Consider the following 12,931-nt stretch of genomic DNA (forward strand, 5'->3'; position numbering starts at 1 on the left):
TCGCATACGCCGCTGACGGTCACCCATGAGCAGGCGGTGGACGGCGACGGTGTCATCCTGTCCGACCGCATCGGCCTTTTGCCGGCCCGCCAGGCCAAAAGCCGCAAAAATCCGTTCAGCGATCCGGTCCGCGAGATCACCATCAGGACCGAGACGGGAAAGGTGTTGCGCATCTTCTCCAATGATCTCGATGCACCGGCTCATGAGATCGCCGATCTCTACAAGCGCCGTTGGGCGATCGAACTGTTCTTCCGCTGGGTCAAGCAGACGCTGAAGATCAGCCATTTCCTCGGCACGTCAGAAAATGCCGTGCGCATCCAGATCGCTGTCGCCCTGATCGCGTACCTGCTCCTGCGATTGGCGCAGGCTGACCAGAAGACCGTGCCAAGCCCACTCGCCTTCGCCAGGCTGGTACGCGCAAACCTCATGCACCGGCGACGCACCGATCGGCTTCTCGACCCGCCACCAGACAAACCCAGAAACCAAATCCAGATGGCCTTCCAATGGCCGCAAATTTAAACCGGACAGTAGTGGGCCTGTCCCGAGGATCCAAACACCTATCGTTAAATCAATCGGTTGCAGATGCTCGGGACAGGCCCGAGCATGACGGAGGAGAGGTTTTCACACGTCGCCAGCAACCGCTACTTCAGCTTCGTCTTCAGCGTGGCGTCTGGAAAACACGTTGGGGCCAAGCCGTTTTTAGCCTGCCAATCGCCGAGTGAGCGACGCGTCTTGAAACCGGCCAGCCCGTCCGCCTTGCCGACATCGTAGCCCTTGGCCACGAGCGCCTTCTGCATGGCGAGAACATCGGAGCGCAGCATCGACCCGACATTGCCCCATTCACCCTTGAACGGGCCCGCCCCATGGGCGATGCGGTCGGCGAGATTGCCAATGAAGAGCGCGTAGAGATCGGAATTATTATATTCCTTGATGACGTAGAAATTGGGCGTCACCACAAATTCCGGCCCGTGCCGCCCGGCCGGCACCAGCATCATGCCATCGGCGGATAGGTCATTGGCCGGGAAAGCTTTTCCGGAAATGCGGGTAATGCCCATCTTCGCCCAGTCGGCCACCGGCCGGGCAAGATCAGGGCCTTCCTGCGCGCAGGAGACGTTGGCCGGGATCGCAACTTCGAAACCCCAGTCGCGATTGCGCTGCCAGCCGCGCTGGGAAAGATAGTTCGCTATGGATGCCAGCGCATCCGGCACGGAGTTCCAGATATCGCGATGGCCGTCGCCGTCGAAATCCACGGCATATTTGAGATAGCTCGACGGCATGAATTGCGGCTGGCCGAGCGCGCCGGCCCAGGAGCCCATCATGCGCGAGGCTGCGATATCGCCGCTTTCTACGATCTTCAGCGCATCGATCAGCTCGGTGCGAAACATCTCCTTGCGGGTCGACATATAGGCTTTCGTGGCCAGAACATCGACCACGGAATGCGGCAGTTTTGCCCGGCCGAAGCCGGATTCGCGGCCCCAGATCGCAACGACGATATCACCGGGAACGCCGTATTTCGCCTCGATCCTGCGCAGCGTCGCCGCATGGGTGGCTGCAAGCGAACGGCCGGTGCCGGCCAGCCCCTGCAGCCGCTTTTCGGAGAAGTAGGCGCCGGGCGAGGAAAATTCCGCCTGACTCTGGCTCTGTTCCTTCGGCGGCTTCTGCCCGGGAATGACGAGATCGGGCAGGTTCCAGCTGATGGAGAGACCGCTGAGCGTGGCCTCAAGTGTTTTCTGCGATATGCCGGCCTTGCGGGCTTCCGGCCAGATTTCCTTTTTCAGCCAGACGTTAAATTCGGCGTCGTATCGGGCTGCGGCTGCACCTGTCGGTGCCGATTGCGCCAAGGCCGTCGTTGCTGAAAAAACGGAAAGAAGTGCAGCCAGTGCCTTCGGGGCAAAATGGTTTCGCATTCGGTCTCCTCTTTGAATAACGGGGAGGGAGGGTGGCTTCAGATCGTCGTGCGCGCCCGAAGCGCCGCCGTCAATGTGCCTTCGTCGAGATAATCGAGCTCACCACCCACCGGCACGCCATGCGCAAGCCGGGTGATCTTGATGTCGAGACCGGAAAGGCGGTCGGTGATGTAGTGGGCGGTTGCCTGCCCCTCCACCGTCGCATTGACGGCGATGATAAGCTCGCGGATACCGCCGGCGCTGACACGGTCGATCAGGCCCTTGATATTCAAATCCTCCGGCCCGACGCCGTCGAGCGGCGACAGCGTGCCGCCCAGCACGTGATAGGCGGTGTTCATCGCACCCGTCCGCTCCAGCGCCCAAAGATCCGACACGTCTTCCACCACGATGATGACCGACTGGTCGCGCCGGTCGTCAGTGCAGACGGTGCAGGGATCGATCGTATCGACATTGCCGCAGCAGGAGCAGATCTTCACCTTGTCATAGGCCTCGCCCATGGCATGACCCAGCGGCCCGAGAAGCTGTTCCTTCTTCTTGATCAGATGCAACGCCGCCCGCCGCGCCGAACGGGGCCCAAGCCCCGGCACTTTTGCCAGAAGCTGGATCAGTTTTTCGATTTCGGGACCGGTGACTCGTTTTGCCATGAGCGCTTTCTACTGCATAAATCGGGAAACGGGAATCATGAAGCGCAAAGGGCAGTCCATGAAAATCAGGGCGGTATGCCGGGGCGAGGCAAAAAGCCTGCCGGGAAAGACGGCGAAGACCGGAATCTTCAAACATGCCGTGCAGGGCCCGGTCATGGTGGATGCCGAAGGTATCGTCAGCGACGCCGTCTGCAATCGCAAACATCACGGCGGTCCGGATCAGGCGATTTACGCTATGGGGTCCGTCGATCTCGATTTCTGGTCACGCACGCTGGGTTTTGTCGTCGAACCCGGATTTTTCGGCGAAAACCTCGTGCTGGAGGGGGTGGACAGCGCGAAACTCCATGTCGGCGACAGGTTCTCGGCCAGCGAAGTCGTGCTGGAGGTAACCGCCGCCCGCATTCCCTGCGCCACCCTGTCGGCCCGCATCGGCGATCCGGACTTCGCACCGCGCTTCCGGCAGGCGGGCCAGCCGGGTTTTTATTGCCGGGTGCTGAAAGGTGGAATGCTCGCCGCCGGGGAGGATATCGCCTTCGCACCCTATCAGGGAACGAAACTGGCCATACCGACTGTTCTCCAGCGCTTCCGCCCCATGCAGCTCGATATGACTGAACGCGCAGCCTATCTCGAAACGCCGCTTGCAACCCGGTTCCGCGCGATGCTGGAAGCCTAGACCCTTTCCAGACGCGAGGACGGCGTGCATCACGCCATCCTCTTCGATCGGATTATATCAGAACGGGAATTTCATGCCGGGCGGCAGCGGCAGACCGGCGGTCAGGCCGGCCATCTTTTCCTGCGCCTGCGCTTCGCCCTTTTCCTTGGCGTCCTTGTGAGCAGCCACGATCAGGTCTTCGAGGATTTCCACCTCGTCTTCCTTGAACAGCGAAGGATCGATTTTCAGGCCGCGCATTTCGCCCTTGCCGTTGAGAATGACGGTCACGAGACCGCCGCCAGCCCTGCCTTCGACTTCAAGGGCAGCGATTTCTTCCTGCACCTTCTCCATCTTGGACTGCATTTCCTTGACCTTGCCCATCATGCCCATGATGTCACGCATGTGCCAATCTCCTGTTCTTTTTGTTTAAAACTCGATGTCGTCGCCGGGAAGGATGTCGCCTTCGCTCGATTCGGCAACCGATGGCGGCGCGATTTCTTCCGCCTCATCCTGTGCGGCGGCGCGGATGCGCACATCGGTGATCTTTGCGCCGGGAAACTGCGCCAGAATGGCGGCAACGTCAGGATCCTGACGCGCATCGACAAGACGGGCATCCCGGGCGTTGCCTTCGGCCTCGACAAGGGTCGGCTCGCCCTGTTCCTTGCTGAGGCTGATGATCCAGTGGATACCGGTCCATTCCTTGAGCTTGACGCCGAGTTCGCCGGGAAGCGATCCGGGCGCGCCTTCGCCGAGGCGCATATCAAGCCGGCCGGGCTCCAGCCGCACCAGCCGCACAAAGTTGCGCACCTTCGCCCGCATGACGGGATCGCGGTTCTTCTGGCACAGATCGGCAATATCCTGCACCGAAGTAACGGGAACCTTCGGCTCCGGCCGTTCTTCGGTTTTCGGTGCCGCGACCTGCATCTCCTGCGGGCGGCTATCCGGAACGGCGCGCAGCACGGCGGAGGTCTGCGGCGTCGCCTGGCGCTGGGCGGGAAGATCGACAGGTCTTCCCGCGGCCACGGCCTGTCCCGACGAATAGGCGCGCGCACCGCCGCCATTGCCGCCACCCGAAGGTCCGCCATTGGCGTAACCGCCGTCACCGTTCGAAAGCTCCGCCAAGCGCCGGGCAGCGTCTTCCGGAGCCGGCAGATTGGCGGCGTGCGAAAGCCGGATCAGCACCATTTCGGCCGCACCCGCCGGGCGCGAGGCGTTTTCCGTTTCCGGAATGCCCTTCAGCAACATCTGCCAGATGCGCGACAGCGCCGTTACCGCAATCGTCTCGGCAAATTCCGCACCCCGCACGCGCTCGATCTCGGAAAGCGAGGGATCTTCCGCCGCGTCAGGCACATATTTCATGCGGGTGACGAGATGGGTGAAATCGGCAAGATCGTTCAATACGACAACGGGGTTTGCACCCGCCTCATATTGCCCGTTGAATTCCGAAAGGGCGGCTGCGACATCGCCTTTGACGACATGCTGGAAGAGATCGACGATACGTGCACGGTCGGCAAGGCCGAGCATGCCCCGCACCGCTTCGGCTTCCACGCGCCCGCCGCCATGGGCAATGGCCTGATCGAGCAGGGAAAGGCCGTCACGCGCGGAACCTTCGGCAGCGCGGGCGATCATCGAAAGCGCCTGCGGGTCGGCCTCGAAACCTTCCTTGCCGGCAATGGCGGTGAACAGGCCGACCAGATCGGCGGCGCTGATGCGACGCAGATCGAAGCGCTGGCACCGCGACAGAACGGTGATAGGAACCTTGCGGATTTCGGTGGTTGCGAAGATGAATTTCACATGCTCCGGCGGCTCTTCCAAGGTCTTCAGAAGACCGTTGAAAGCCTGCGTCGAGAGCATGTGCACTTCGTCGATGATATAGACCTTGTAGCGCGCCGAAACCGGGCGGTAACGCACCTGTTCGATGATCTCGCGAATATCGTCGATACCGGTATGGGAGGCGGCGTCCATCTCGATCACGTCGACATGCCGGCCTTCCATGATCGCCTGGCAATGTTCACCGGGAATGCGCAGGTCGATGGTCGGCTTGTCGATGGTGTCGGTCTTGTAGTTCAGCGCGCGGGCGAGAATGCGGGCCGTGGTCGTCTTGCCCACGCCGCGAACGCCGGTCAGCATATAGGCCTGCGCGATACGCCCCGTCTCGAAGGCATTGGTCAGCGTGCGGACCATCGGCTCCTGGCCGACCATCAGATCGGAAAAATCCTTGGGGCGATATTTGCGCGCCAGTACCCGGTAGCCGGTCCCGACCTGGGATTCGCTTGATGTGGTGGGTACGGTGTCGCTCATTGCCTCGCCAGTTTGTTTTGCCAGTTGTCTTGGGGCGCTGAACTGGCCCGGCGAAAGCTGAGCACGTCTTTTAAAAAAGGTGGGAGGCTGGCACGGCGACCCGTGCCGGGCTCGTTAGGGCTGCTTCCTTCCGGACCTGACCCGGTTGGCGAGTGGCTCGTCCACCACCAACCTCCCGGGGCCACATATCGGCAATATCGAAAGCAAATGCAAGCCAAGCCTTCAAAAAACTGCTATCACAATGAAAACAAACATGGAGGACACCTTGGAGACATTCCGGCTGGACGACAGACTGGCGCGCGACAGCGTGCTTGTGACGCGTTTGGGACTATGTGAACTGCGTTTGCAAAACGACAACCGCTGGCCCTGGCTGGTGCTGGTGCCGCAGCGAGACGGTGTCAGTGAACTATTCGATCTCACCCCGCTTGATCAGGCCGTGCTGACATTCGAGACCAATCTCGTCGCGTCTGCCTTGAAAGAAATCACCGGAGCCACCAAGATCAATGTCGGTGCTTTGGGCAATATCGTCCGGCAGCTTCATGTCCATATAATCGCCCGCAATGAAGGCGACACCTGCTGGCCGGGTCCTATCTGGGGTCACGGAACGCCTGTGCCCTATGCCGCGGGCGAAAAGGAAACTTTGATGAAAAAAATCTCCGGCGCGCTCTGATGATTTCCACGAAAATTTTTGAAACCACTGCCCCCCATCCCGAAGCAAGCCTGCTGACAGCCTTTTCCAAGAACGCCCTCGACCGTTTCGCTGAAAAGCGGACGGAAGAGTGCGTTGCCGATGCGCTGAAAGTAGACGGCACCCATATTTTTGCCTTTTCGGGCAACCGACTTGTCCTGAAGCATGACGAACAGGTCATCGACCCCCTGTTTTCCGCCTATGAGCTGGCCGAATTGCAGCCGGATTTCGACAATGCCGTGCTTCTCGGATATCGCGAAACCGGCGAGCCGAGAATTGCGGTGCCGGTTGCTGTTGCCGAAGACCAACTGGCGAGCCACTACAAGCTTGCCGACGCCCGCACGCTTTATCGCGACCATCTTCTCGATGAGGAATTGCTGAGCGAGGTTGCCCAGGCCGTCAGCCTTACCCACTGGAACGCCGACAATCGGTTTTGTGGAAAGTGCGGCGGCACCATGGAGCCGCGTATCGGCGGCTACAAGCGTATCTGCGCCGCCTGCAATCACACCATTTTTCCCCGCACCGATCCCGTCGTCATCATGATGACGATCGATATCGAGCGTGATCTTTGCCTGCTTGGTCGTGGCGCTCATTTTGCACCGGGCATGTATTCGTGCCTTGCTGGTTTTGTGGAGCCGGGGGAAACCATCGAGCAGGCCGTACGCCGCGAAACGCATGAGGAATCCGGCGTCGAAATCGGCCGCGTGCGTTACCACGCGTCGCAGCCATGGCCGATGCCGCATACGCTGATGATCGGCTGTTATGCCGAGGCACTGTCTTTCGATATTGCCCGCGATGAGATCGAACTGGAGGATTGCCGCTGGTTCACACGGGCGGAAGTCGCCAAGATGCTGGAGACGGCGACGGGTGAGGGCTTTTCCGCGCCTCCCGGTGGCGCCATCGCGCACCGGCTGATGCGCGATTGGGTGGAATGGGAGAAATAATCGCGTTAGGCAGGCTCAACCCTGGTTGAGCTTGCCGCGCATCGCATGGCCCTTGTAGACGCCGAGAATGCGAACTTTTTCGGAGAAGAAGCGCAGCTCGTCCAGCGCATGCCGCACCGGCTCGTCATCGGGATGGCCTTCAATATCGGCATAAAACTGCGTCGCCACGAATTTGCCGCCAAGCTGGTAGCTTTCGAGCTTCGTCATGTTGATGCCGTTCGTCGCAAAGCCGCCCATGGCCTTGTAGAGCGCGGCCGGAATGTTACGGACGTTGAAGACAAAGGTGGTGACGACAATTTCGTCGCTCGACTGACGCTTGGCCCAGTTTTCATCGCGGGAAAGCACCACGAAACGCGTGACGTTGTTTTCCGAATCCTCGACGTTTTCAGCGAGAATATCGAGGCCGTAGAGATTGGCGGCAAGGCGCGGCGCAAGTGCCGCCATGCTGCGGTCGCCCTTTTCGGACACCAGTCTTGCGGATCCCGCCGTATCGCCGGCGATGACGGGCTTCCAGCCGTTCGAACGGATGATTTTCCGGCACTGGCCAAGCGCGTGAATGTGGCTGTGGACGGTGCGGATCTCGTCCTTCTTCACGCCCGGCATCACCATCAACTGGAAGCGGATCGGCATGAAATATTCGCCGATGATGTGCAGGCGCGATTCCGGCAGCAGGTGATGAATATCCGCAACGCGGCCGGCCAGCGTGTTCTCGATCGGGATCATGCCGAGATCGGCTTCGCCGTTTTCAATGGCGTTGAAGGCATCCTCGAATGTCGGGCACGGCAAAGGCTCCATATCCGGGAACATGTCGCGGCAGGCCATATCGGAATTCGCGCCGAATTCGCCCTGGAAGGCAATGCGATTTGTGCTCAAGGTCATGGGACTGTCCGTTAGAGGGTTCTGCTTGCGAGAATTTTGCGGGCTTTTTCCAGATCGTGCGGCGTGTCCACGCCGAGCGGTACGGAACTGACGATTTCGGCGTCGATGCGCATCCCCGCTTCCAGCGCGCGCAGCTGTTCCAGCCGCTCGCGTTTTTCCAGCGGCGAGGGCGGCAGGCTCACGAATGTCTCGAGTGCTGCGCGGCGATAGGTATAAAGTCCGATGTGATGATAAAGCGGGCCATCGCCATAAGGGGCGGTGGTGCGGGTAAAATAAAGCGCGCGCAATCGCGATTCGGAAAGTGGGCTGCCCACCACTTTCACCACGTTCGGATTGGTTTTTTCTTCCTCGTCGGTGATTTCGACCGTCAGTGTCGCAATATCGACGGCGGCATTTTCCAGCGGACGCAGCGAAGCGCGGATCGTCTCCGCTTCGATGGTCGGAAGATCGCCTTGGACATTGATGACATATTCCGCCTTGCCATAGGGATCGGCTTTCTGCAGCGCTTCGAAAATGCGGTCCGAGCCGGATTGATGGTCGTCGCGGGTCATCATCACGTCGAAACCGGCATTTTTGACGGCCGAAAACACCTGTTCGTCATCAACGGCCACAACGATTCGCTCTGCGCCGGCCTCGCGTGCGCGCAGCGCCACCTGCACGATCATCGGCTTGCCGCCGATGTCGGCGAGCGGCTTGCCCGGCAGGCGCGTGGATGCCATCCGCGCCGGTATGAGGACGACAGCTTTCTCGAAATCCCGATTCTTCATCCGACACCCTTCAAATCCCGCCCGAAAAGTGTCAAAACGTCACGGTGTGGGGAGCATTATTCAAGTTGCGCAGGCTGTGCAAAAGCCATAGCTTTCGAGCAATTTCAAGATGCCCGTTATATCAAGCGGATGCGAGGGAGCGCATATAGATGAATTCTTATGTAAATATGGGCGTTGGGGCGTTGCTTGGCACGGTTTTCGTCCTGATGTCGGTGTCGATTGCGTCTGAGGGCATTTTCCATGCGCCTGCGCCCGAAAAGGAAGGTTACGCCATTGCTGCGGCAGAGGGTGGCGGCGAAGCAGCCGGCGGAGAAACCGCTGCCGCGGCGACGCCGATTGCGCAATTGCTTGCGAGCGCCGATGCCGCCAAGGGCGAGACGGTCTTCAAGAAGTGTACGAGCTGTCATACCGGAGAGAGTGGTGGTGCAAACAAGGTCGGCCCCAATCTCTTCGATATCGTCAACCGGCCGATCGCCAGCCATGAAGGTTTCAGCTACTCCGCAGGGATGAAGGATTTCTCCAAGGGCGGTTCCGTGCATTGGGATTACGATCATCTCAGCTTCTTCCTCGAAGCTCCCAAGAAACACGTTCCCGGCACGGCCATGGGCTTTGCGGGCGTGAAGAAGGAGACGGAACGCGCCGATCTCATCGCTTATCTGCGGACGCTGTCGGCAAACCCGGCACCGCTTCCGGACCCCGCTGCGGCTCCCGCGCCGACAAACTGATCGTTAAGATGGTTTCATGAAAAAAGCCCGGCATCGCTGCCGGGCTTTTTATTTTTGCAGCAGCCGATTGCGGCTGCGGCAATGGCGCCTGAAAAATCAGAACCCCTTGCCGCCGCGCAACTCGGAAATCACCGTTCCGACCATGATCTTGATATCCAGCCAGAGCGAAAAATTGTCGACGTAATAAAGATCGGAGACGATTCGGGCGCGCGCCTTGTCGCTGCGATCCGTCGGGCCACGCAATCCCCGCATCTGGGCAAGGCCGGTAATGCCCGGCCGCACCCGGTGCCGCATATGGTAGTGCGGCACCAGCTCCTCATAAAGACGGCCGGCCGCCAGCATGCCGATGGCATGGCAGCGGGGCCCGACCAGCGACATATCGCCTTTCAGCACGTTCAGAAGCTGCGGTAGTTCGTCGATATTCGTGCGGCGAAGAACCGCGCCGATCCGGGTTATTCTGGGGTCGTTCTTCACCGTTTGCGCCACGCCGGTGGCATCGCAAAGATCGGTCCTCATGGAGCGGAATTTATAGACACGGATTTTCCGCCCGTTCATGCCCCAGCGGACCTGCGAAAACAGGACCGGTCCCTTGCTGTCGAGTTTGACCATCACTGCCACGGTGAGCAGCACCGGTGCGAGTGCGACAAGGGCGATGGACGCCCCTGCAATGTCAATCGTTCTTTTGAGCGCGAACTGGCCGCGCAGGAATGCGGAGACGGTTTTTTCCGAAGAGGAAGGTTGCGTTTCCGGCGATTCGAAAGTTGTGGCTGCGGAATAGGAGGCACCGTAAAAAACGGCATGCGATGAGCCTTTAGTACCCAGCATAATATAAAGCCCTGAAAAGTTTTTTTGATAGAAGAAAATTAATTTATATGAACGATTAATAATTCATTTACCGTAAAAAGTCATCCGAAATGTAACCGCTCCGGTGCAAATGGCAATCTACGGTTAATGCGACTGCACGCGGTTGTTGCAGTGCCGACACCCTCTCCGCCCGTGGCTGCGGAGAAGGCCGGTCCCATGGAACCAAAACCTGCAAAATCGGGAATTTTCGTGCCGCGCTGGCGAAACGCCAGCGGCCCTGAGACAAGCGCCTTTCGGCCACTCTAAGCCGTCAGTTTCCCATCAGAATATCGAGCAGGGTCGTCTGCTTCGGTCCGGATGGCGCCTGACGGCCGATATCGGCGGGCGGTACAGGCCCGTTGCCGGCTGAATAGCCGGGTTCGATATCGCGCGAAGGGATATTTGCCGGCGGCATCGGTGCAACGGGCTGATTCGGATTCGGCGCAACCGGGGCTTCGGGATAGGCGCGCGTATCCACCGTTCCGCCGCCGAGCGCATTGGAAATGATATCGCCGATGGAGGAGGGCGCGCTTTCCGGTGCCGGCTGCTGCATTTCCCCAAGCGGCGGCACGCCGCCTGCGCCAAGCCCGAAGAGCGGTGAGGGCGAAAGCCCTGAATGGGCGGCGGTCATGAAATCTTTCCAGGCCTTTGCGGGAAGCCCGCCACCGGTGACCTTTTTCATCGATGTGCCGTCGTCATTGCCGAACCAGACGCCGGTAGTCAGGTTGCTTGTGTAGCCGACAAAAAGGGCGTCGCGGAACGATTGCGTCGTGCCGGATTTTCCTGCCGCCTGCCAGCCCTGTAGCCGTGCCGCCTTGCCGGTGCCTTCGGTAATGACGCGCGACAGCATGCTGTTCATGGTCGCGGCGATCTCTTCGCTCAGGACGCGCGGCGGGTTGTCGTATTTGTTTTCGTAAAGCACCTTGCCATCCGCATCGGTGATGCGTTTGACGATATGCGGCGTCGCCTTGTAGCCGCCATTCATGAAGGGGGCGTAGGAGGCGGTCAGCTCCATCAGCGACACTTCCGAGGTGCCGAGCGCGATGGAGGCATTGTTCTGCAGCTCGGATTCGATGCCCATGCGATGCGCCACCTGGGTCACACGATCCGGACCCACTTCCATCACCAGCTGCGCGGCAATGGTGTTCAGCGAATTGGCGAGCGCGGTGGCGAGCGTCACTTCGCCTCGATATTTCTTCTCGTAATTTTCCGGGGTCCAGTTGCCGATACGAACAGGCGCGTCGTTACGAACGGTATAGGGCGTGAGCCCGGATTCGAGTGCTGCGACGTAAACGAAGGGCTTGAATGCGGAGCCGGGTTGCCGTTTTGCCTTGGCGGCGCGGTTGAACTGGCTTTCGGCATAATCCGCCCCGCCCACCACGGCCCGGATCGCGCCCGTGCCATCGATGGAAACCAGCGCCGCCTGCGAAGCGCCCTGCTTCTTTCCGTCACCCTGCAGCACTTGGGTCAGCGCCTTTTCGGCGTCACGCTCGAGATTGGGGTCGATGGTCGTGTCGACGACAATGTCCTGCTTGACCTCGCCAACGAGGTTGCGCACTTCTTCCAGCACCATATCGGCGGCGTAGTGTTCGGCGCCAGACCAGAAACGTTTCGCCTTGGTCGGCGGCTGCGACATGGCGGTCTTGATTTCATCGTCGGTGATGAAGCCGACATCGCGCATGGATTGCAGCACGACCTGCGCCCGTTCTTCCGCCGCCTGCGGATCGCGCGCAGGCGAGAGGCGCGAGGGCGCTTTAAGAAGTCCGGCCAGCATCGCCGCCTCGCCCAGATTGACGTCGCGCGCGGATTTGTTGAAGTAGCGCCGCGAGGCCGCCTCGACACCATAGGCATTGGAGCCGAAATAGACGCGATTGAGATACATCGCGAGAATCTGGTCCTTGGTGAACTCATGCTCCAGCCAGAAGGACAACAGCACTTCCTGAACCTTGCGTTCGAGCGTGCGATCCGGCGAGAGGAACAGGTTTTTCGCGAGCTGCTGCGTCAGCGTCGAGCCGCCCTGCACGGTTCGCCCCGTCAGAACATTCGTGACGATGGCGCGTCCGAGACCGAGCGGGTCGACCCCGAAATGCGAATAAAACCGCCGGTCCTCAATGGCCATGACGGCCTGCGGAATATAGGGCGACATATCTTCCAGCGCGAGCGCCTCGCCGCCGGTGGTGCCGCGATTGGCCAGCACGCTGCCATTCACCGAAACGATCTTCACATTCGGCGGGCGTTCGGGAATGGACCAGCTGCTGGCGCTCGGCATGCGCGCGCCGTAATAGAGAACGAGACCTGCAACACCGATGCCGCCCCAGATGCCGAGTACGATGCACCAATAGACGAGGGAGCGAATGAAGCCCGTCACGCCGCGGCCGGAGCTGCGGGTGCGCTTTTCTTTTTTCCTGGATTTGGTGCGGCCGGATGTTCGCTTCGGTTTTCCGGCTTGCTGCTTTGTGGTTCCGCTGATGCGCTCACTGGCGTCGAGGCGCAGGTCATCACCGGACTCGTGGAAATCCCCGAAGGAGGGTTCTACCCGTTCGCGTGATTTACCCTTGCCTGCCATCCAGCCGAAGTCGCT

Annotated in this window: 13 protein-coding genes and 1 other RNA gene; 5 read left to right on the forward strand and 9 right to left on the reverse strand. The window is 60.2% G+C overall.

What is annotated here, in order from left to right:
• Positions 1–519, forward strand: a 519-nt coding sequence (locus PH605_RS00005) for a transposase (protein WP_142846234.1), incomplete at its 5' end; no start/stop codon positions are given.
• 122 nt (positions 520–641) lie between these two features.
• Here PH605_RS00005 and PH605_RS00010 read toward each other — a convergent pair.
• Together PH605_RS00010 and recR are read right to left on the reverse strand one after the other, a co-directional pair.
• On the reverse strand, positions 642–1,907 hold the full coding sequence (locus PH605_RS00010; RefSeq protein ID WP_142844234.1) for a lytic murein transglycosylase: 1,266 nt from the start codon (positions 1,905–1,907) through the stop codon (positions 642–644).
• A 38-nt stretch (positions 1,908–1,945) separates the two neighbouring features.
• Positions 1,946–2,551, reverse strand: coding sequence for a recombination mediator RecR (gene recR, locus PH605_RS00015; protein ID WP_003524309.1), 606 nt, complete (start codon positions 2,549–2,551; stop codon positions 1,946–1,948).
• 37 nt (positions 2,552–2,588) lie between these two features.
• On the opposite strand from recR, the gene PH605_RS00020 reads away from it, so the two are divergent.
• Entirely contained in the window at positions 2,589–3,224 is a 636-nt protein-coding gene (locus PH605_RS00020; protein ID WP_161987739.1) for an MOSC domain-containing protein, read from the forward strand.
• 57 nt (positions 3,225–3,281) lie between these two features.
• Here PH605_RS00020 and PH605_RS00025 read toward each other — a convergent pair whose 3' ends face one another.
• From PH605_RS00025 to ffs, 3 genes are all read right to left on the reverse strand, one after another.
• Complete coding sequence (locus PH605_RS00025; RefSeq protein ID WP_003507179.1) at positions 3,282–3,605, reverse strand: YbaB/EbfC family nucleoid-associated protein; 324 nt, start codon at positions 3,603–3,605, stop codon at positions 3,282–3,284.
• A gap of 24 nt (positions 3,606–3,629) precedes the next feature.
• Entirely contained in the window at positions 3,630–5,504 is a 1,875-nt protein-coding gene (locus tag PH605_RS00030) for a DNA polymerase III subunit gamma/tau (protein WP_078051463.1), read from the reverse strand.
• A 79-nt stretch (positions 5,505–5,583) separates the two neighbouring features.
• An RNA gene (gene ffs, locus PH605_RS00035) (signal recognition particle sRNA small type) lies at positions 5,584–5,680 on the reverse strand.
• 65 nt (positions 5,681–5,745) lie between these two features.
• Between ffs and PH605_RS00040 the strand changes: the two genes are divergently transcribed.
• The gene (locus PH605_RS00040) at positions 5,746–6,174 is read left to right on the forward strand and encodes an HIT domain-containing protein (RefSeq protein ID WP_003524313.1); all 429 of its coding nucleotides are present in this window, start codon (positions 5,746–5,748) and stop codon (positions 6,172–6,174) included.
• Complete coding sequence (gene nudC / locus PH605_RS00045) at positions 6,174–7,136, forward strand: NAD(+) diphosphatase (RefSeq protein ID WP_078051462.1); 963 nt, start codon at positions 6,174–6,176, stop codon at positions 7,134–7,136. Before PH605_RS00040 ends, nudC begins: the two co-directional genes overlap by 1 nt.
• 15 nt (positions 7,137–7,151) lie before the next feature.
• Here nudC and PH605_RS00050 read toward each other — a convergent pair whose 3' ends face one another.
• A complete protein-coding gene (locus tag PH605_RS00050) occupies positions 7,152–8,015 on the reverse strand; it encodes a prephenate dehydratase (RefSeq protein ID WP_003524315.1) in 864 nt (287 codons plus the stop codon).
• Between the two features lie 11 nt (positions 8,016–8,026).
• Complete coding sequence (locus tag PH605_RS00055; protein WP_059758939.1) at positions 8,027–8,782, reverse strand: 3-deoxy-manno-octulosonate cytidylyltransferase; 756 nt, start codon at positions 8,780–8,782, stop codon at positions 8,027–8,029.
• A 149-nt stretch (positions 8,783–8,931) separates the two neighbouring features.
• Between PH605_RS00055 and PH605_RS00060 the strand changes: the two genes are divergently transcribed.
• On the forward strand, positions 8,932–9,507 hold the full coding sequence (locus PH605_RS00060; protein WP_065654785.1) for a c-type cytochrome: 576 nt from the start codon (positions 8,932–8,934) through the stop codon (positions 9,505–9,507).
• Between the two features lie 96 nt (positions 9,508–9,603).
• Here PH605_RS00060 and PH605_RS00065 read toward each other — a convergent pair whose 3' ends face one another.
• On the reverse strand, positions 9,604–10,332 hold the full coding sequence (locus tag PH605_RS00065) for a sugar transferase (protein ID WP_003524319.1): 729 nt from the start codon (positions 10,330–10,332) through the stop codon (positions 9,604–9,606).
• A gap of 289 nt (positions 10,333–10,621) precedes the next feature.
• Complete coding sequence (locus tag PH605_RS00070) at positions 10,622–12,916, reverse strand: transglycosylase domain-containing protein (RefSeq protein ID WP_142844233.1); 2,295 nt, start codon at positions 12,914–12,916, stop codon at positions 10,622–10,624.
• Between the last annotated feature and the right edge of the window lie 15 nt (positions 12,917–12,931).

Source organism: Agrobacterium sp. CFBP 3001 (genome assembly GCF_027871605.1).
GTDB lineage: Bacteria > Pseudomonadota > Alphaproteobacteria > Rhizobiales > Rhizobiaceae > Agrobacterium > Agrobacterium leguminum.

Coding starts and splice junctions, on each gene's coding strand:
- PH605_RS00060 (WP_065654785.1), top strand. CDS start 8,932: ATGAATTCTTATGTAAATATGGGCGTTGGGGCGTTGCTTGGCACGGTT.
- PH605_RS00050 (WP_003524315.1), bottom strand. CDS start 8,015: ATGACCTTGAGCACAAATCGCATTGCCTTCCAGGGCGAATTCGGCGCG.
- PH605_RS00030 (WP_078051463.1), bottom strand. CDS start 5,504: ATGAGCGACACCGTACCCACCACATCAAGCGAATCCCAGGTCGGGACC.
- PH605_RS00040 (WP_003524313.1), top strand. CDS start 5,746: ATGAAAACAAACATGGAGGACACCTTGGAGACATTCCGGCTGGACGAC.
- PH605_RS00025 (WP_003507179.1), bottom strand. CDS start 3,605: ATGCGTGACATCATGGGCATGATGGGCAAGGTCAAGGAAATGCAGTCC.
- PH605_RS00020 (WP_161987739.1), top strand. CDS start 2,589: ATGAAGCGCAAAGGGCAGTCCATGAAAATCAGGGCGGTATGCCGGGGC.
- PH605_RS00065 (WP_003524319.1), bottom strand. CDS start 10,332: ATGCTGGGTACTAAAGGCTCATCGCATGCCGTTTTTTACGGTGCCTCC.
- PH605_RS00055 (WP_059758939.1), bottom strand. CDS start 8,782: ATGAAGAATCGGGATTTCGAGAAAGCTGTCGTCCTCATACCGGCGCGG.
- recR (WP_003524309.1), bottom strand. CDS start 2,551: ATGGCAAAACGAGTCACCGGTCCCGAAATCGAAAAACTGATCCAGCTT.
- nudC (WP_078051462.1), top strand. CDS start 6,174: ATGATTTCCACGAAAATTTTTGAAACCACTGCCCCCCATCCCGAAGCA.
- PH605_RS00010 (WP_142844234.1), bottom strand. CDS start 1,907: ATGCGAAACCATTTTGCCCCGAAGGCACTGGCTGCACTTCTTTCCGTT.
- PH605_RS00070 (WP_142844233.1), bottom strand. CDS start 12,916: ATGGCAGGCAAGGGTAAATCACGCGAACGGGTAGAACCCTCCTTCGGG.